Raw genomic sequence first — 17,084 nt, 5'->3', positions numbered from 1 at the left:
CGTGGTGTCGGCCGTGGTGTCGACCGGGACCCAACGATTGTGCCGTGGTCGGGCGGCGGATACCCCCGAAAGAAGCTTTCTTGACTGTTTTCGCGCGGGGGTACCGGTCGGGGGCACTACGGTCTGGAGCGGGGCGAGCGCCCGGGCCGGGCCCGAGGCATGCCGGGACCACAGGGGGCATACGCGGATGGACACTTCCCAGGCCGGGGCCACGGTGGCCGCGGTGGGAGCGATGGATTACGGCAGCCACTGCTGCTTCGTGTCGGCCGACGAGGCGGTGGTCCGGCTCGCGGTGCACAGCTACGTGCGGGACGGGTTGTCCGCCGACGAGCGGGTGATGTGCCTGCTCGGCCGGCGCGATCGATCCTGGCTGATGAGTACGCTGTCCCAAGGACCCACGCGGCCGGCCGAACGCGAGGCCGACGGCTCGCTGGTGGTCGTCGATGTCGGCCGAACACCGCTGTGGGAAGGTGAGTTCACGCCCGAGGGGATGGCGCAGACGTTCTTCGCGGCGGTGGACCAGGCGCTCGAGGACGGCTATCGGGGCCTGCGGGTGTGCGGTGACATGACGTGGGGCCGAGCCGGTGGCGTCGGGTACGACGAACTGCACGAGTTCGAGCGGCTCGCCGGCCTGGGCCTGCCCGGCCGCCGGGCGATGGGGATCTGCCTGTACGACCCGCGCGAGTTCAGCTCGGTGCAGATCGACGCCCAGGAACGATTACACCCGATCGTCGCGGGCACCGGGCGGGCCCGTCCGCCCAGCCTGCAGGTCACCGACACGACCAAGGGGCTGCGGCTGATCGGCGAGGCCGACGTGGCGACCCTGGGTCTGTTGGAGGAGGCGTTGCGGCGGGCCGCCGCGCAGCCGGGACGCGATCTGGTGGTCGACCTGTCCGCGCTGGAGTTCGCCGACCTGAGCACGATGGAAACGTTGTACCGGGCCGCCGCGGCGCTGGGCCCGCACCGGCGACTGGTCCTGCGCGCCGCCGGGCCGGCCGTACGCAAGGTGGTCGACCTGCTCGGCTGGAGCGGTGCCGGTGGCCTGATCGTGGACGGGGACCGACCGTCCGGCGAGCGTAGTGGGGGAACGCAGTGACCGGCCCGAACCGCGACCGCGCCCGCTCCGGTACCGGGGGCCCGGTGGAGGTGCTGCCGTTCGGCGCGTCGGACCTGTGCCTGGTGCGTGCCGTGGTGCGTCGGCACGCCGACGCGGTGGGCCTGGCCGACGACCGCCCCGACTGTCTGGTGCTCGCGGTGCACGAGATCGCCGCGTGCGCGGTCACGAACGGCTCGAAGCCGGCCCTGTTGCGATGTGTGCCCCGGGCGGGCCGGGTGGTCTGTGAGATCCACGCGAGCCGTGAGGAACAGAACGGCTGCCGACGGCGGAGTTTTCCGCGGCTGACCGACAAGCACGAGACCCCGGGGCGGGGATTGTGGATCGCCCGCGCGTTGTGCGACGAGGTCGAAGTGGCCGAGTGTGCCGAGGGTGTGGTCGTGCGGATCACGATGCACCTGGGCACGTCGGCGGGCGCGGCATCCCCCGAGGCGAGCGGTCGACCCCAGGCGGGAGGTCGAGCGGACGTGAGCGGTCGAGTGGACGCGGGCGGTCGACCGGAGGTGGAGGAGACCGCGGCGGCTTCGGGGCCGACCTCGATCGACCCCGACGGCCGCCGCAATTCGATGGGCCCGCCGCCTGCGGTGTGACACCGTCGATCGCGATGACGGACGAACGGGCGATTACGGTCGAGCAGGGGATGGCGGCCGAACAGGCCATGGTGGGCGAGTGCGCGGTGGCGGACGCACAGGTCATGGCGCGTGGGCGCGTGATGCCGCTCGGGCCGGCGATGCCGGACGGGCGCACGATCGAGTGGGCGGTGGGGTCGGGCGCGGCGGCGGTGGCAGCAGGGCCGGAGCGGACGGCGATCTTCGAGGCGGTGCGCGCGGACCGGGACGGACCGATGACGCGTGTGCTGCTGGGACTCGCGGACGCGGGAGCGGTCGAGATGCGCGTGCGTGCCATCGAACTGCTGTGCTCGTTGCGCGAGTTCGGACGAACCTGGCCGATTGTCGCCGAGCGTGCCGCGGCGTATGTGGTGGACTCGGAGCCTGCCGTCCGGATGGCGGCGGCACCGCTGTTCGTGGCGACGGGCGAGGTCGAGGAGGTTTCGGCGCGGCTGCCGGGGTCCGCCGATCCGGCGGTGCGGATGGCGGGCGTGAACGCCCTGCTCGGGACCGGTGACAGGTTCGCGGCCCTGTTCACGACGCTGTCGGAGGATGGCGACCCGACGGTCCGGGTGCCGGCGGTGCTCGGGTTGTCGGGCGCGGAGGGTGTTCCGTGGGCCCGGTCTCGTGCGCTGAACGACGCGATCCTGGCGGACCTGCCGGCGGCGGTGGACCGGATCGGCCTCGACGCTCGCTCGTGGGGCTCGACTTGGGCGTGGCGCCTGGCCCGCAACGACCACGAGGACGAATGCCACCGCGTCGTGAGGACGTTGCTCGCCGCCGAGGAGGAGGGCGTGCGGTGGGTCGGGGTGGAGATGGCGGCGGCGGCCGTCCGGCTGTGGCGGACCGGGCCGGTCGAGATCCTGCCCGCCCTGGCCGAGGTCGCGGCCGGCGCGGGTCCGGCCTTGCGCGAGGAGACGCTGCGGGTGTTGCGGCTGTCGGGTGATCTGTGGCGGGCCGCGGCCGAACGGTGGGCGGCGGGTACGGGTGAGGCGGACCGGCTAACGGCGCGCGAACTGGGCGAGCCACCGCGAGTCGACGCGGCCGTACCGGAGTTGCATGCGGTCTTCGCCGCCCGGCGGGTGGTGGGCGGGCGCGCCGGCGTCGACGCGTGGTTGGCGGAACAGCCGATCGAGGTGGTCGAGTCGCGGCGCAGGGCCGCTCGGGCACTGATCGGGTTGATGGCGTGCGGCGGCTTGACGGAACGTCAAGGCCGGCAGGCGATGAGCCTGTTCGAGCGTGGATCGGTGCTCAAGTACGAGTTGGCGAGCGTCGTTTGGCGAGTGCACGGTGTCGTGGACGCCGGGATCGCCGATCGTCTCGTCGGGGAATTGGCCGCGGTGGTCGGGGACCAGTACGTGGGGGCGCACGCGCTTCCGGTGCTTGCCGACATGGGCCGGCACGCGGCCGGCGCGCTGCCGAGGCTGACCACGTTGATCGACGCCCGGCGCCGACTTCCGGTGAACGAACCCGACACGGAGGCCGAGATCCGCTTCGACGAAACCAGGCGAGCCCAACTGATCGTTGTCCGTGATCGGATCGCCACCGACATCCCGTAGGGTCCTTCCGGGGCTCGTGCGGACATCTGTACGAAGTCGGAAGCGGACAAGGGGAGATGGGCATGCCGATAGGCAGGGTCGCCGTGGTCGGCGGAAGTATCACGGGCTGCGCGTTCGCGCTGGCGGCGGCGCGCGGCGGGGCCGAGGTCACCGTGTACGAGCGCACCACCGGCGAACTCGCCGATCGAGGTGTGGGCATCGCGCTGCACGTGGACCGTTACGTGGAGTTGGAGGCCGCCGGCTATGTCGACGACACCACCCCGTGGCGGGACGTGGTCGGGCGCAAATGGCTCGTCGACGACGGCGGTTCCGCGCGGGGCCGCTTGTTGTGGGACCAGTCGGCCGCGTTCCGGGTCTACAACTGGGGCCAGTTGTGGCAGGGGTTGCGCCGCCGGGTGCCGGCCGAGGTGGACTATCGCGGCGGTACGCCGGTCACCCTCGGCGCGGACGGCGACGTGGTGCTGCCGGACGGCACCCGGGAGCGCTACGACGTGGTGGTCGGCGCCGACGGATACGGCTCCGCCGTACGGACCGCGCTGTTCCCCGCCGCGGTACCGCAGTACGCGGGTTATGCGATGTGGCGCGGGAGTGTTCCGTGGGAGCACGAGCCGATCGACCACCTGATCTCGATCTGCATCCCGAACGGCCAAGGCGTCATGTACCGCATCCCGAGCAGCACGGGCGACCGCATGTCGTGGGGCCTGTACAGCGCGGTCGGCGGCACGGCCGACCCCCGGCCGGGGCTGCTCGCGCTGGTCCGCAAGTACTTCCCGCCGTTCTGGGCCGACCTGGTGACCGCCACCCCGGAGAGCGAGACGTTGATCCAGCCGATCAACGACCTGGTGGTGGACGCGTACACGAGCGGTCGCACGCTGGTCGCGGGCGACGCGGCGGCGATCGCACGTCCGCATGTGGCGAGCGGTGCGGTCAAGGGCATCCAGGACGCGGTGGCGTTCGAGAGCGCGTGCCTGGCGGTGGGGCCGAACGGGTCGTGGGACGACGTGCTGGCGCGCTATCAGGCGGACCGCTATCCGGCGGGCGCGGACCTGGTCCGGGTCGCCCGGGCGATGGGCTACGCGATGGTCGAGGACACGCCGGACTGGACCACGATGACGCCCGAGCGCATGGTCGACTGGTGGGCCGCCCAGCACGCGGACGACGGCTTCGGCGGACACGCGTTGGGGGCGTCGATCGGCACTCGGTGACGACGGCGGTGCGTCGGCGGCGCGATGCCCGCGCGATGCCTGCGGTCGGGCACGTCCGCCGACATCGTCCGGGAATCGGGCGATGTCGGGGGAGGGAGTGGTCGGAGTGCCGCGTGCCCGCTCGGGTCAGGAACCGTCCTCGAGGTTCCAGCCGATCACTCGCTCGGGGTGGATCCGCAACACCTCGTTGCTGAAGAAGTCGGCTGCGAACGGCGGTTCGTGGTCGCGGAGCAGCTCGGCCCGGCCGCGGATCTCGACGCCGCGACCCCAGCCCGGCCGATAGGCCCCCGGCTCGTCCGGCGTCATGTCGTCCACGACGAACGCCACCGCCGGATTGCGCTCGGCGTTGCGCCACTTCTGGCTCGTGCTGAGCTTGGGTCCGCCGATGTCGACGGTCCCGTCCTCGTTCAGCCGAAACCCGACGGGCCGCACCTGCGGCACGCCGTTCGGGCCGACAGTGGCCAATCGGCCCAGGCCCTGCCCGATCAGGTACGTACGTTCGACCTCGGTGTAGATCGCCATGTTCGCCGCGCTCCGTCCGTGTGGGCCGGGGCTCCCGAGGCCCCGGATGCTCGTCTGGAGCCTAGAAGTTCAAGTCGCCTTGATGTCAAGGCTCGATGGCTTGGGCGGGCGGGCGGGCGGATGGATGCGTGGGTGGTGGGTGGGTGCGCGTTGGGCGCGTTGGGTGCAGGGTGCCGGCCGACCTCAGGCTTCTTCCAGCACCGTTCGGATGACGTGTCGGGCGTTGCGGGTCATGGTCGGGTTGGTGGTGCGGTAGTACGGCAGGGCGATCAGGGCCTGGGAGAGCGTTCGGCCCCGGCCGCGCCGCCAGGTCGCGTCGTCCACGTCGAGTGCGTTGCGAAAGGTCTTTCCGGCCTCGATCGGCAGCAGGTTCCAGGCCGGGAACAGGTCGCAGGCCGGATCGCCCACGCCCAGGCAGCCGAAGTCGATCACCGAGGTCAGCCTGCCGCGATCGTCCACCAGGAGATTTCCCGGCATCAGGTCGGCGTGCAGCCACACCGGCGGCCCGTCCCAGGCGGGCGCCCGGAGTGCGTCCTCCCATACGGCGGTCACCGCATCGCAGTCGATGCCCTCGTCCGGGATCGTGCGCAATGCCTCGATCGCCGCCCGGGTCGAGGTGTCGAGTGCGGTCAGCGGCCCGCCGCGATGGGCCCGCGGTGCGCCGGGCAGGGTGATGCCTCGCATGGCCGTCACGAAGCCGGCCAGATCCTCGGCGAGCGCCGTGGGCTGGGTCAGCGCCCCGGCCTCGGGGTTGGCGCCCGGCTGCCACCGGTAGATCGACCACGACCACGGGTAGCCTTCGGCCGGCTCTCCGGCGCCGAGCACCTCCGGGATGGCCGTCGGTAGCAAGGGCGCGAGTCGAGGCAGCCACTCCCGTTCGAGGGCCACGTCCCCGGCACCGCCCTTCACCAGCGGCAGCCGTACGACCAGGTTCGGTCCGAGCCGGTACATGGCGTTGACCGTGCCGCCGGAGGGGAATCGCCGTACGGCCGTCGCGGACCATTGGGGGAACTGCCCGGCGAGCAGCCGCCGTACCAGGTCCTCGTCGACGGGGTGCAGATCGGGATGCATCGGGGCGGTGCTCATGGATGGCCATCCGACCGGCGGCGGGGGCGAGCGTCAAACCATTTCCGGCCGGCGGCGCGACGAGGCGCGGCGCCGGCCGGTTGGTTGTGGCTCGGGCAGGTTCGGCCCGGAGGGCGGTTCGGCCACTGGTGCGGTGCTCGCCGGGGGCTTTGCTCGATGGGCGGTTCGCTCGCCGGGCGCTTTGCTCGCCTTCGCTCGCCGGCGGTTCGCTCACTCGGGGTCGAGCGAGCCCTCCCACAGGAGCCGTTCGTGTCCGCGCGGGTCCGGGACGATCTCGTTCACCGGCTCGTTGTCTCGGCGGAAGGTCATGACCGGGCGCTGTGTCGTGTCGTACGCGGGCCAGTCCGTCGGTGCGCCGGTCAGGATGAACTCCACCCAGCGCCGGTGCATTTCGTCGGCGAGATCGCGGGGAGGACTGACGACGAGTTCGTCCACGCCGGAGGCGTCGAGGGATTGCCAGATGAACGGGATCTCCGCGATGTGGCATGCCCCGAAGGGCCGGGAGTCCTCGCGCGTCTTGGGCGAACGCCGGCCGAACTCGTATACGTGGGTGGTGGCGGAGGATGGCTTCGACACTCTCGGCCTGACCGAGGTGCATGCCACCGTGGCCGCGTCGAACGATGCCTCGCTGGTCCTGCTGGACAGAATCGGCTTCGAGCATGTCCGCGACATCGAAGAGGACGACGGCCACATCACCCGCGTGTTGACCCGCCGTGCGACGGCGATCGAGAACGCGCCGCTCGGCCAATAGGGACCGGCCTGCCCTGGTGACCGTTCAGCGGTGAGGGCAGGCGAGTTGGTGGAGGATTTCCTGGGTCAGGAGGTCCTCGCGGCCCTTCAAGGCGTCCGCCGGTTGTGGGTTCAGGGGGAAGACCATTTCCGCCGCGACGTTGTCCTGGACGATTCGGGCCAGGTTGTCGAGGGCGACGTGGATGGGGTCGGTGGGTGGTTGGGCCGTCTGGAGGTCGATCAGGTGTGAGTCGGCCCTTGCGGGGTCCATGAAGTGTTTGACGATGATCGAGTTCTGGTTCTGGGCGGACGTCGTCCAGATGGACAGGACGACGATGTACAGGCCGGGCCAGTCCGCTCGGCCGACCTTGTCCCGCCAGCGCCCCATGAGGGCTTCCACGCCCTCGATCTGGGCGCGGGACGCGTGCTTGATGTTGGTTTCGATGGCGTCGTTCAAGCCGCCTGTGAAGGTCTCGAAAGACGCCATGTCGAACGAGCCGCGCCGCGCCGACTCGTCGATGAACTCGATCGCGGCGTCGAGGATCCGTACGCAGGACGCTTCGAGTTCGCGCGCCATGCGCGCGTTGCCGAGCTGCCGCCGGGCGGTGGTCAGGGTGGCACCGAAGTCCTGAAGCGGGCTGATCCATCCGTTCGTTCCCGGGCCCTTGAACGCCACCATGTCCAGGTCGTGCTGGTCGAGGCGGGCGGAGCTGGGGAGTTCCGGGATTCGGCGGCTCAGATACGGCGCGATGATCGAGTAGATGCCCAGGGGCGCGTGGGCGACCGACTTGGCCAGCTCGAACATGTCGGAGACGGGGTGCAAGGACTCCCGCTCGCCGTTGTGGATGAGCGTGTACCGGCCGCCCCGGTAATCGTTCTCGATGACGATGACCGGGCCGAGCTGCTTGATCACCTCGGCCCGGAGCGCGTCGTAGCTCTCACGCATGGCGGTGTCGATCGCGAAGATCGCTTCGCGGGCCCGCAGTTCCGGTGCCGGCCCCGGATCGCCCGTCGCCGCGGACGCGGTCCGGGTGCCGCCGAGATACGCGCCGGCACCGACCGCGGTGGCGATGCCGAGGAATCGTCTGCGTGTGCTCCTGCTCCGCCCCCACAAGCCGTTCGGAACGATCCCACCCGACCCCGAAGTTCCCATGCCGACTCAACGGCGACGCGATCTCCTAGGACACGGCCCGACCGCCGAACCTCCGAGAGCCGTCCGGCGGAACCTGGTCGATGGCCGTCAAAAGGCTGCCCACCAGCGGGCTGTCGTCCTCCTTACGCCACGCGACGGCGACCCGGGTGCGGGGTGCGTCCGGGTCGATGGTGCGGAAGGCGACGCCCCTGAGGCGGATGCGTCGGATGCTCGCCGGGGCCAGGGACACCCCCAGGCCGGTTTCCACCAGGGCGCAGACGGTCTGCCATTCCACCGTGTGCCGGGTCACCTGTGGTGAAGCCCGACGCGGTGCACAGGCCGATGATCCGGTTGTAACGAGCCGTGTTGGCCGGTGCTGCGCCGCTGCTTCGGCGAAGTGCGACCGGCCGCCACGATGTTGATGTGCGGCCTTGCCGATCCCCGGATGAGGATCGAGATCGAGGTGTACGCGCGGCGGGCCATCGCGTAGTGGCCCGCCGCCCGTGGGGTGGCCGCGCGTGGATCGGGGGGTGGGCCCGAGGGACCGCCTCCTCGGGCTCAGCCGGAGTGGTCGGAGTCGTTGAAGGCGTCGATGTCGCCGAAGGAAAGGGCGATGCGGCGGCGCTCGCGGTCCATTTCGGTGATGGTCACACGTACTCTCTCGCCCGCTTCGACCGCCGGGTCGGCGGGTCCGGGCATACCGTCAATCGCGCGCGTGGCGTCAACCGGGCGCCCGTGGAGCGGATTTCGGCTCCGCCGGCGAGCCGGTGCCAGCGAAACGCGTTGCCTATGCGGTGCTCTTCCAGAAGCTCCGGGCCTCGGGCGGCGACCAGTTCGCTCAGTTCGGCCCGGAGTCCGTCGTCCGCGGTGCGATCGTCGGAATGGAACCCGTTCGCCACCGGATTGTCGATCGCCAGGCGATGGATGGCGGCGTCGAGGGCGAATCCGGCTGTCGCGGCGGTGTACGCGGTCGCGATGGCCTCGCGCGCGTCGTGCCGGATGCGGGTGCGGGTGGGAATACGGCCGGAGGTCGAGTTTGCCGCGGCCGGGTCGTACGGAGTGATGCGGTCCACGAAAGGCGCCATGTCAGCGCCCGGTGCGGCTCGAAGGTGCCCTGAGGGCCGGTCGCGGGTGGACAAGGAGAATGATCACCGGCGCAGCGTAGTGGCATGGGGCGGACGACGACCAGCCATTGCGACGCTGGGCCGTATGGGGATGGCATGTCCCCGATCGGGTGGTAACAACCGGGAGGTATGGCGAGTTCGGGGCCCGGGTCAGGAGCATGGCGGCGTCGCGGCAGATCGCCGTTGCCGTCTCGATTGTCTCGAGTGCTTCGATTGTGGAGTAACCCATGATGCGCATGCGTACCCTGGCGCTCGCCGCCGCTCTGTCCCTTACCGCCCTGTTGCTGCCGGCGACGAGTGCGAGTGCGGCGCCGGCCGCGCCGCCGTCCTGCAACGACGGCTCGGTGTGCTTCTGGACCGGGGAGGGTTTCCACGGCAACACGTGGGAGTGGACCGCGCGCAGTGGCTACCGCGATATGCCGCCGGCCTTCCACGATCACGTCGGATCCGCCGTCGCGAGCACCAGGGCCTGTTTCATCAACTGGAGCCCGGTGGAGAAGCGCGACGTGTTCAACGGTGACTGGCGCTCGAAGTACCTCGGCGACTTCGGCGGTCGGATCGACGGTGTCGGGCCGGGCGCCTGCTGAGGTCTGTTGCGGTGGCAACGGCCGGTGTCCGAGGGGCACCGGCCGTTGCGTGGGCGAATTCGGGCTCGACCTTGGCCCCGGTCGCCGCCTTGGCCTCCGTTCTCGGCCTCGGCCTCGGCCTCGGCCTCAGTCGCGGACCGGCACCGTTACCGTGGACGGGTCGTTCGCCGGTGACGAGAAGGCGAGTCCGGCGGCGAACGGGTTGTGCTCCAGGTACAGCGGGTCGACGGTGTCCACCACGACCGCCAGGCGGTGGCCCGCCGGGACGTCGTAGGCCGTCGCGAACATGTCGATGTCGACCGGGAAGGCCACACCCGGCGTCCTGCCGTGGAAGCTCAGCGGCGAGTGGGTCACCAATTTGCCGATACCCAGCGGGCCGACGTCGTACAGGTAGGCGAAGATCGTTCCGCTTTCGTGCGACGCGGTGACGGTGGTGTGCAGCTTGGTTGTACCGCGCACCTTCGTCTGCGTGTCGTAGCGGTCGCTCTGCCACACGCCCGCGAACGCCCTGGGCAGCAGCGGGATCGAGGCGACCGGCGGGACCTGGAGGAACTGGTCGAGGATGCTGGACAGGAAGATCGTGCCGCCGTTCGCCCCGGAGTCGATGTTCGCCAGGACGCGCTGGGTTCCGTTGAGCGCGATGGTGCGGGTCGAGGACGGTACGGCCGCCCAGCTCGAAAAGCCCTCGTAACCGCCCTCACCTGTACGGGACTTGAGCTGCACGGGCTGCTCGCGGTCGATGCCGTTGTCGACGCCCTTGAGGTGGTGGTCGAACCAGCGGGTCGAGTCGGCCCACATGTCGTTGGGAAGTCCGAACAGGCCGCCCGCCTCGGCGGTGGCGTGGTCGCCCGGACGGAATTCCAGTCGCTTGGGGCCGGTCAACTTCCCATAGAAGTCGGCGTATTGGTTCGGCGGGAAGAGCGAGTCGCCCCACGCGTTGCCGAGCATGATCGCGGCGCCGTTGGCGTTGATCCGGTCGAGGTAGGTCGCGGGTGAGCGCTTGGCGCCCCACGCGATCATCTCCGCCTCCTTGGCCAGGTTGCCGGAGAGGAAGTTCTTCAGGATCTCGGTGAGTTCGGCGCTGGGACGACCGGTGAGGAAACCGGCACCGCCCAACAGCGTGGCGGCCTGGGCGTGTTCGGTGCGACCGCTGTAGATGGAGTCGATCAGGTCGGCCCAGCCGCTCATCGCGACCACGGCCTTGATCCTGGGATCGAACGCGGACGCGAGCAGGCTGATCCCGGCGCCGTAGGAGACGCCGGCCATGCCTATCCGGGCCGGATCCGCGGGCGTGTTGGCCAGCGCCCAGTCGATCACCCTGGACGCGTCGGCGATGTCCTTCGGGCCGGCCGTCTCGATCTCGCCGCCGGACTGCCAGAAGCCGCGCGAGTTGTAACCGACCACGACATAGCCCTTGTCCGCGAGCTTTTGCGCGGGGACGACGTACTCGATCTGGGGCATCGCCCAACTGGTCGGCAGCACCACGATCGGGTAGCGGGTGCCGGGGGCGCCGCCGGTCGGGGTGGTCACGTTGGCGGCGAGCTTGGTGCCGCCGTCGCCGGGGATGTCGACGAAGCGCAGGGACGTCCCGGCGGCGGTCTGCACGGCGGCCGCCGGGGCGCGAGCGACGGTGGTGCCGGCCGAGGCGGCCGGACCGAGGGCGGTCCCGGCGAGAATCGCGGCCGAGACGACGGCGACCGCACGAGCGCGTGGGCGCACACCAGCGCGTGGGCGCATGCGGAATTGACCCATGAGGGTCTCCTGACGTCATGGTCGGGGCGTGGCCCGACCAGCGGGAATGCGTGGCGAAGCGACGCCCTGGGACGGCGTCGGAGGGTGACTCACGAGTAAGTTACGCGCCGGTAAACCAAGACGGAAGAGCCATGGACCGCTCCGCTGCGGCAACCGGAAGGTTCGGCTGCGCGCCCGCCGGACACACCACCGGAAGCAACGGTTCCGGCACGAGGAGGCACCGCCGGCGAAGCGACGGGGTGCCCGAGGGGCGGGCGGGGAGGTGTGTCGATAGACCGGCGGAGTGGCGGAGTGGCGGGCGCGGTTGGTGGGGTGGTGGGGGCGGGAGTGAAGTGGTCTATCGGCGAACCGGTGGGGTGGTGGAGCAGCGGGTCGATCGGGCGATCGGGCTGTGATGCGCCCGGACGGTGGGCAGCGGCGTGGGCGGGTCGACGTGCCGGCGGTGTGGTGGGTCGGGTGGGGGGTGGAGTGGTGGCATGGGGCGGTGGGATTCGGCCGCGGTTGTGATGGCGCGTTCGTTGGGGCGAGTTCGTGCCCCGGTACCGTGGTTTCGGCGTGCGGGGGCTAGCGGGGGGTGGGCGTGGAGGATGTCGACGCGGAGACGCGGCGGGCTCGGGAGCGGGGTGAACGCGGTCGGGCGCGGTGCGCCGAGGCGTTGGCGGCCGAGTCGGGCGAGGGCGGCCCGGACGCCGTGCGGGAGTTGTTCGCCGAGGCGATCGAGTTGCTGACCGAGGCACTCGGCACGCTCGACGGCGCCGACGCCCGGTGGCCGGAATTCGCCTACGTGGCGGGCGTCGCGTACGCCGCGAGCGCGGCACCCGTCGGCGACCGTCGGGCCTGGGACCAGGCGCGGCTCTGCTTCCGGCGCGCGGATCGGGCCGCGCCGGCGGATGCCCACCTGCTCCGGGCCGCCGCGCAGGTGGCCTCGGCCCGGATCGGGCTCGACCCGCGCGGCACCCCGTGGCGTACGCTCCTCGACCCGCCGTCGGCCGCCGAGATCGCCGCCGCGCTGGTTCGGCTCGGTCACGACGTGCTGGTGCAACTCGTTCCCGGAGCCGCGGTGATCACCGGCACCGACGGCGCGACGCGGGTGCTCGACCTGCCCGAACTCGAATACGGCCTGGACCTGGGCAGGGGCGATCGGGAGAACTGGGCCGACCTGCTCGACGCGCTGTGCGAATGGGCCTGGGCAGCGGTGATGGCACCGGTACTGACCGCGCTGCCCGACGCGTTCGGCCACACGCCGTCCCTGGTGCTGCTGCCCGCCGGACCGTTCGGCATGGTGCCCTGGCACGCGGCTTGGACGGTCGTCGACGGCCGCCGCCGGCACGCGCTGCAGAGCACGCGCATCTCGTACATCGGCGCGCCGCGGTTGTTGTGCGACGTCGCCGCGCGGTCGGTGGGCGACCTCGACAGGCGGTACCGGGTCGAGGTCGGCCGCGCCGCCGGCGATCCGATCGCCTTTGTGCCGGCGGGTGGTCACGACGAGAACTGGCGACGGGCCGCCGAGTACCTGACGGCCGGCAGCCACACCGTGGTGTCCACGCTGTGGCCGGTGGACGAGACGATCACGGCGCTGGTGCTGTACATGGCCCGCCACTACCTCGACCGCCGCGACCTGCCGCCGGCTCAGGCCGTACGCACAGCCCAGTTGTGGCTGCGCGACCCCAAACGCGGCATCCCGGCCGCGATGCCGCCCGAACTCGCCGCCAGGGCCCGCGCGATCGCCCCGGACGCGCTGACCGCCTGGGCGGGCTTCACCCACTCGGGATGGTGAGCGCGTGGGCGTGCTGTCACCCACTCCGGGTGGCGGCGGGCGTGTGTTCACCACTCGGGGTGGTGAGCCGCGAAGTCCGTTCACCCGCCCGGGGTGGCCGGCTCGATGGGCAACAGCGTTCACCCACCAGGGGAGGTGGGCGCGAGGGTGTGTTCACCCACTCGGGACGGTGGGCGCCTTGGTGTACACCCACTCGGGATGGCTGGGCGCGAGCCTGTGCTCACCCACTTGGGATGGCGGGCGTGAGGGCTGCGTGCAACCACTCCGGACGGCGGTCGCGGGCCAGGGTGCACCCCTCGGGAAGGCCGACGCGAGCCGGGGTTCACCCCCTCGGGAAGGCTGACGCGGGCATGGTGCTCACCCACTCGGCATGGCCCGCGCGAGCATGTGTTCACCCATGCGAGGCGGCCGGCGTGTGCGTGTGTTCGCCGGCGCGAGGCGGCGGGCGCGAGCGTGTGTTGGGTCACCCCGCCTTCCCAAGCGACCCGCGAGGCGCGTACTGTTCGCCACGCCATCGCGGGAGCTCGGACCAACCGGGCTGAGAGGGCGGCATGGGGTGTCGGCGTAGCGCCGGCGCATCCGGGGCCACCGACCGCTTGAACCTGTCCGGGTAATGCCGGCGTAGGGAGAGCAGGTAGAGCCATGTCGGCTCCGGTCATCGACGACGCGCGCCCCGAGACACCGCACGGCGGCGTCGAGGCGCCTCTGGTCCTGGACACCGCGCCGCCACGTACCCTCGGGTTCCGTGACCAGGCGGCGTTCTGGGCCAACCTCGGAGTGAGCCTGCTCGGCTTCTCCGGCGCCCTGTTCGTGCTCGCCCCGGCCGGCTATCCGCAACTGTCGATGGTGGCCGCGATCGTCGCGGCCGTCGGCGGCACGCTGATCGGCACACTCATGGTCGCCGTCGCCGGCATCCCCGGTGCCCGCAGCGGCGCGCCCGCGATGACCGTGCTGCGTGGCCTGTTCGGCACGAAAATCTCCTACGTGCCGACGGTGTTCAACATCGTCCAGTGCATCGGCTGGGGCACCTTCGAGCTGTTGGTGATCTCGATCGGCATCGAGGCGATGACCGACGGTGACGGCCCGCATTGGCTTTACATCGTCGCCGCCGGCGCGGTCACCACGGCGATGACGCTGCGTCCGCTGGGCATGCTGCGGATCCTGCGCCGCTACGTGACGATCGCGGTGGGCATCGCGATGCTCTACTTCTCCATCCAGTTGTGGCGCGAGGGCCTGCCGCCGATGACCGAGGGGTCGTGGTCCGGGTTCTTCCCGGCGATGGACGCGGCGCTCGCGGTCGCGGTCTCCTGGGTTCCGCTCGCGTCCGACTACACCCGCCACTCGCGCGGCACCAAGCCCGCGTTCTGGGCGGCGTTCAGCGGATTCTCGATCACCAGCATCTGGTGCTACCTGCTCGGCCTGGTCGCGCTGGCCCAGGTCGGCGGCGACGCGGACAAGATCTTCGACTCGTTCCTGGGCGTCACCGCCGGATGGGTGTTCTTCGCCGTGCTGGTCGTGCGCGAGGTGGACCAGAGCTTCGCCAACGTCTACAGCACCGCGATGTCGATCCAGAACCTGGCGCCGCGCGTGGACCGCCGGGTGTTGTGCCTGGGCGTGGGCGCGCTGGTCACCGCGTTCGCGCTGATGGTGAACGACTTCGACACCTACGCGAGCTTCCTGTCGCTGATCGGCTCGATCTTCATCCCGCTGCTCGGCGTGCTCGCGGTGGACCTGTTCGCCGGACGCGGCCGAGCCGGCTGGGACCTGGGCGACCGCGCGCCGGCCCGCTGGGTGATGGTCGTGCCGTGGGTGCTGGGATTCTGCATGTATCAGCTGATCAACCCGGGTTCGGTCGAGTGGTGGGCGAAGTTCTGGGGCCGGCTCCAGGACGCGCTGCACATCCACGCGCAGACGTGGACCTCGGCCTCACTGTTCTCGTTCGCGCTCGCGGGCGTGACCGCGTACCTCGCGGTCGCGTGGGACCGGCGGCGGGCGGTCGCGGCGCGTTGAGGTGGGCCGGCCGCGTCGGTCGGGTGCCTCCTCCCGACGCGGCCGTGATCCACCGCCCGGGCGGACCCCGGTGTCCCGGACCGGAACGCAGACGCCCCGACCCGCCCCGACCCACGCCGCCCCGAGCCGACCCGCCCCGACCGGCCTCGTCTAGCTGCCCAGGGCCTTGGCCAATTGCGCCTTGTTCATCGACGAGCGGCCCTTGATGTTGCGGCGCTTGGCATCCGCGTAGAGCTGGTCGTACGTGGGTGCCTGCGAACCCTTGTGCGAGTTCTTGCCGCCCCGCTTCGCCGAGGACATGTCGTGCAGCGACGAGCGGCTCGCGGTCTTGGCCTCGCCGGAGCGGGCGCGCTCCTTGTTGACCGTGCGGGCGGCGATCTCCTCGGCCCGCTTCTCGCCGGTGCCGCGCTGTTTGGCGCTCTCCTTGATGTGCTCGTACTGACGTTCGCGCTTGGGGCTGGATCCGCGTGGCATGGTCGTCCACCTCACTCGTATTACTCGCCACTCGATGCCATGTCGGCCTTTTTCGCGGCCTCCTTCATCGGCCTGTTTCGGCTACCCGCACTGGCGTCGATCACCCGTGCCGACCGACCGCAGTTGACCTTCGAGCAGGTCGAAGCCGCAGACTCGCCGCCATGGACGACGACACGAACAACGAGGTACGGGACGCACTGGTGGGCATCGGCGCGTTCGCGCGGCGGGTCGGGCTGAGCCCGAGCGCGTTGCGCTACTACGACGACTGCGGTGTGATGCGGCCCGCGTCGGTGGACCCGGGTACGGGCTACCGCTCCTACGCGCCGGAGCAGGAGGCGCGGGCGCTGCGGCTGCGGGCGTTGCGCGAGGCGGAGGTGCCGCTGCCGGAGGCGGTCGCCGTACTGGACGGTCCACCGGAGCACGCCGAGGCGCTGCTGCGCACCCACCTGGACCGCATGCGCGAGCGCGCCGACACCGCGCGGGTCGTGGTCGAGGGCGTGCTGCGCTCGCTGACCACGACCGGTACGCGGGCGAGCATCGGCGGGGCCGAATGGGCGAGCGCGGTGCGGCAGGTGGCGCCGGCGGCGGGTGCGGGGGAGCCGGCGGTGCTCGGGTGTGTGCTGGTCGAGGTGGCCGACGGGGAGGTACGCCTGGTGGCGACGGATCGCTACCGGCTGTCCGTTCGTACACTGCGCCCGGGTCGGATCGAGGGCGGCCCGGGACAGGCGCTGGTCCGGGTGGGTGACCTGATCGCACTCGGCCCCTGGGCGACCCGACACCGCGAGATCGACCTCGAACTCGACGCCGACGGCTTCCGCCTGCGCGCCGGCGACGAGGTCCACGAGCCGGCGACGTCCGCCGACACCTACCCGGCCTACCGCGACATGCTCGCCGCGTTGGCCACGCCGCAGACCCGCGTCGTGGTGGACCGCGCGGCCCTACGCGAAGCGCTGCTCGGCGAGGGCCGGGGCCTGGGCCGAGGGCGGGACGAAGACGAGAACCACGACCCGGGCGAGGACCACGACCATGGCGAGGACCGGGACCAAGGCCGGAAAGAGGACCAAGGCCGAGACCCCAGCCCCAGCCCCAGCCCGAGCCGGGTCCGAGTGTTGACCACGACCCTCGACGGGATCCGAGTCGACGCCGGCGCCCTGCCGGCGATCTGCGCCGGCCCCGCGACCCGACTCGCCTTCGACCCGGGCACACTCGTACCCGCCCTGGACGCCGGCGTCGGCCCGGACGTCCTCCTCGACATCGCCGCCCCCGATCTACCGGTCCTGGTCCGCTCCGCCGATCAGGGCAGCTTCACCACATTGGTGATGCCGGTGGCCCTCCCGAAAGCCGGGAACCCGAAATAGGGCCGATCTCGTCCGGAGGCCGCGGGCGGGCCGAAGCATCGATCCGC

General features: G+C 71.3%; 16 protein-coding genes, 2 pseudogenes and 1 riboswitch. Of the genes and pseudogenes, 10 read left to right on the top strand and 8 right to left on the bottom strand.

Annotated features, from left to right (window positions below; genetic code table 11):
- Nucleotides 1-187: 187 nt before the first annotated feature.
- The 4 genes from ACIRL2_RS31290 to ACIRL2_RS31275 all read left to right on the top strand — a co-directional run bounded on the left by ACIRL2_RS31290 (nucleotide 188) and on the right by ACIRL2_RS31275 (nucleotide 4,486).
- Entirely contained in the window at nucleotides 188-1,096 is a 909-nt protein-coding gene (locus ACIRL2_RS31290) for an MEDS domain-containing protein (protein WP_395873902.1), read from the top strand.
- Complete coding sequence (locus ACIRL2_RS31285) at nucleotides 1,093-1,704, top strand: ATP-binding protein (RefSeq protein WP_402236497.1); 612 nt, start codon at nucleotides 1,093-1,095, stop codon at nucleotides 1,702-1,704. Before ACIRL2_RS31290 ends, ACIRL2_RS31285 begins: the two co-directional genes overlap by 4 nt.
- 14 nt (nucleotides 1,705-1,718) lie before the next feature.
- Nucleotides 1,719-3,281, top strand: coding sequence for a hypothetical protein (locus ACIRL2_RS31280; RefSeq protein ID WP_402236494.1), 1,563 nt, complete (start codon nucleotides 1,719-1,721; stop codon nucleotides 3,279-3,281).
- Between the two features lie 62 nt (nucleotides 3,282-3,343).
- The gene (locus ACIRL2_RS31275; protein WP_395873905.1) at nucleotides 3,344-4,486 is read left to right on the top strand and encodes an FAD-dependent monooxygenase; all 1,143 of its coding nucleotides are present in this window, start codon (nucleotides 3,344-3,346) and stop codon (nucleotides 4,484-4,486) included.
- A gap of 126 nt (nucleotides 4,487-4,612) precedes the next feature.
- Here ACIRL2_RS31275 and ACIRL2_RS31270 read toward each other — a convergent pair whose 3' ends face one another.
- The 3 genes from ACIRL2_RS31270 to ACIRL2_RS31260 all read right to left on the bottom strand — a co-directional run bounded on the left by ACIRL2_RS31270 (nucleotide 4,613) and on the right by ACIRL2_RS31260 (nucleotide 6,670).
- A complete protein-coding gene (locus ACIRL2_RS31270; RefSeq protein WP_402236491.1) occupies nucleotides 4,613-5,008 on the bottom strand; it encodes a PPOX class F420-dependent oxidoreductase in 396 nt (131 codons plus the stop codon).
- A gap of 183 nt (nucleotides 5,009-5,191) precedes the next feature.
- Nucleotides 5,192-6,094, bottom strand: coding sequence for an aminoglycoside phosphotransferase family protein (locus ACIRL2_RS31265; RefSeq protein ID WP_402236489.1), 903 nt, complete (start codon nucleotides 6,092-6,094; stop codon nucleotides 5,192-5,194).
- Between the two features lie 210 nt (nucleotides 6,095-6,304).
- The gene (locus tag ACIRL2_RS31260; RefSeq protein ID WP_402236486.1) at nucleotides 6,305-6,670 is read right to left on the bottom strand and encodes a carboxylesterase family protein; all 366 of its coding nucleotides are present in this window, start codon (nucleotides 6,668-6,670) and stop codon (nucleotides 6,305-6,307) included.
- On the opposite strand from ACIRL2_RS31260, the pseudogene ACIRL2_RS31255 reads away from it, so the two are divergent.
- Nucleotides 6,660-6,845, top strand: a pseudogene (locus ACIRL2_RS31255) (GNAT family N-acetyltransferase); the annotation flags it as partial. The gene ACIRL2_RS31260 and the pseudogene ACIRL2_RS31255 overlap by 11 nt on opposite strands.
- Nucleotides 6,846-6,869: 24 nt before the next feature.
- On the opposite strand, the gene ACIRL2_RS31250 reads toward ACIRL2_RS31255, so the two are convergent.
- Together ACIRL2_RS31250 and ACIRL2_RS31245 are read right to left on the bottom strand one after the other, a co-directional pair.
- Entirely contained in the window at nucleotides 6,870-7,976 is a 1,107-nt protein-coding gene (locus ACIRL2_RS31250) for a hypothetical protein (protein WP_402236483.1), read from the bottom strand.
- A 25-nt stretch (nucleotides 7,977-8,001) separates the two neighbouring features.
- Complete coding sequence (locus ACIRL2_RS31245) at nucleotides 8,002-8,250, bottom strand: LysR substrate-binding domain-containing protein (RefSeq protein ID WP_402236480.1); 249 nt, start codon at nucleotides 8,248-8,250, stop codon at nucleotides 8,002-8,004.
- Nucleotides 8,251-8,313: 63 nt separating this feature from the next.
- Here ACIRL2_RS31245 and ACIRL2_RS31240 point away from each other — a divergent pair.
- A pseudogene (locus ACIRL2_RS31240) lies at nucleotides 8,314-8,445 on the top strand (RidA family protein); the annotation flags it as partial.
- Nucleotides 8,446-8,602: 157 nt separating this feature from the next.
- Here the strand turns inward: ACIRL2_RS31240 and ACIRL2_RS31235 are convergent.
- A complete protein-coding gene (locus ACIRL2_RS31235) occupies nucleotides 8,603-9,028 on the bottom strand; it encodes a hypothetical protein (protein ID WP_395873910.1) in 426 nt (141 codons plus the stop codon).
- 278 nt (nucleotides 9,029-9,306) lie between these two features.
- Here ACIRL2_RS31235 and ACIRL2_RS31230 point away from each other — a divergent pair, with 278 nt between their 5' ends.
- Nucleotides 9,307-9,666 (top strand): peptidase inhibitor family I36 protein, encoded by a 360-nt coding sequence (locus tag ACIRL2_RS31230; RefSeq protein ID WP_395873911.1) that lies wholly within the window; start codon nucleotides 9,307-9,309, stop codon nucleotides 9,664-9,666.
- 126 nt (nucleotides 9,667-9,792) lie between these two features.
- On the opposite strand, the gene ACIRL2_RS31225 is transcribed toward ACIRL2_RS31230, so the two are convergent.
- The gene (locus ACIRL2_RS31225; protein ID WP_402236476.1) at nucleotides 9,793-11,418 is read right to left on the bottom strand and encodes an alpha/beta fold hydrolase; all 1,626 of its coding nucleotides are present in this window, start codon (nucleotides 11,416-11,418) and stop codon (nucleotides 9,793-9,795) included.
- Between the two features lie 580 nt (nucleotides 11,419-11,998).
- Between ACIRL2_RS31225 and ACIRL2_RS31220 the strand changes: the two genes are divergently transcribed.
- Both ACIRL2_RS31220 and ACIRL2_RS31215 read left to right on the top strand, forming a co-directional pair.
- Nucleotides 11,999-13,195 carry a CHAT domain-containing protein gene (locus ACIRL2_RS31220; protein ID WP_402236474.1) on the top strand — a complete coding sequence of 399 codons (1,197 nt, stop codon included), beginning with the start codon at nucleotides 11,999-12,001 and terminating at the stop codon, nucleotides 13,193-13,195.
- A 506-nt stretch (nucleotides 13,196-13,701) separates the two neighbouring features.
- Nucleotides 13,702-13,842: riboswitch (TPP riboswitch) on the top strand.
- Entirely contained in the window at nucleotides 13,838-15,205 is a 1,368-nt protein-coding gene (locus ACIRL2_RS31215; protein WP_395873914.1) for a purine-cytosine permease family protein, read from the top strand. (Overlaps the previous riboswitch by 5 nt.)
- A gap of 150 nt (nucleotides 15,206-15,355) precedes the next feature.
- On the opposite strand, the gene ACIRL2_RS31210 is transcribed toward ACIRL2_RS31215, so the two are convergent.
- On the bottom strand, nucleotides 15,356-15,679 hold the full coding sequence (locus tag ACIRL2_RS31210; protein WP_395873915.1) for a plasmid stabilization protein: 324 nt from the start codon (nucleotides 15,677-15,679) through the stop codon (nucleotides 15,356-15,358).
- Between the two features lie 161 nt (nucleotides 15,680-15,840).
- Here ACIRL2_RS31210 and ACIRL2_RS31205 point away from each other — a divergent pair, with 161 nt between their 5' ends.
- The gene (locus ACIRL2_RS31205) at nucleotides 15,841-17,037 is read left to right on the top strand and encodes a MerR family transcriptional regulator (RefSeq protein ID WP_395873916.1); all 1,197 of its coding nucleotides are present in this window, start codon (nucleotides 15,841-15,843) and stop codon (nucleotides 17,035-17,037) included.
- Nucleotides 17,038-17,084: the final 47 nt, after the last annotated feature.

Source organism: Embleya sp. NPDC127516, from assembly GCF_044765325.1.
GTDB lineage: Bacteria > Actinomycetota > Actinomycetes > Streptomycetales > Streptomycetaceae > Embleya.
The sequence above is the reverse complement of the archived record's forward strand: the minus strand, read 5'-3'. Positions and strand labels throughout refer to the sequence as shown.

What these genes read in the sequence shown, in the direction of transcription:
- ACIRL2_RS31290 (WP_395873902.1), top strand. Translation starts at nt 188, where the DNA reads ATGGACACTTCCCAGGCCGGGGCCACGGTGGCCGCGGTGGGAGCGATG.
- ACIRL2_RS31280 (WP_402236494.1), top strand. Translation starts at nt 1,719, where the DNA reads ATGACGGACGAACGGGCGATTACGGTCGAGCAGGGGATGGCGGCCGAA.
- ACIRL2_RS31275 (WP_395873905.1), top strand. Translation starts at nt 3,344, where the DNA reads ATGCCGATAGGCAGGGTCGCCGTGGTCGGCGGAAGTATCACGGGCTGC.
- ACIRL2_RS31270 (WP_402236491.1), bottom strand. Translation starts at nt 5,008, where the DNA reads ATGGCGATCTACACCGAGGTCGAACGTACGTACCTGATCGGGCAGGGC.
- ACIRL2_RS31265 (WP_402236489.1), bottom strand. Translation starts at nt 6,094, where the DNA reads ATGAGCACCGCCCCGATGCATCCCGATCTGCACCCCGTCGACGAGGAC.
- ACIRL2_RS31250 (WP_402236483.1), bottom strand. Translation starts at nt 7,976, where the DNA reads ATGGGAACTTCGGGGTCGGGTGGGATCGTTCCGAACGGCTTGTGGGGG.
- ACIRL2_RS31230 (WP_395873911.1), top strand. Translation starts at nt 9,307, where the DNA reads ATGATGCGCATGCGTACCCTGGCGCTCGCCGCCGCTCTGTCCCTTACC.
- ACIRL2_RS31225 (WP_402236476.1), bottom strand. Translation starts at nt 11,418, where the DNA reads ATGGGTCAATTCCGCATGCGCCCACGCGCTGGTGTGCGCCCACGCGCT.
- ACIRL2_RS31215 (WP_395873914.1), top strand. Translation starts at nt 13,838, where the DNA reads ATGTCGGCTCCGGTCATCGACGACGCGCGCCCCGAGACACCGCACGGC.
- ACIRL2_RS31210 (WP_395873915.1), bottom strand. Translation starts at nt 15,679, where the DNA reads ATGCCACGCGGATCCAGCCCCAAGCGCGAACGTCAGTACGAGCACATC.
- ACIRL2_RS31205 (WP_395873916.1), top strand. Translation starts at nt 15,841, where the DNA reads ATGGACGACGACACGAACAACGAGGTACGGGACGCACTGGTGGGCATC.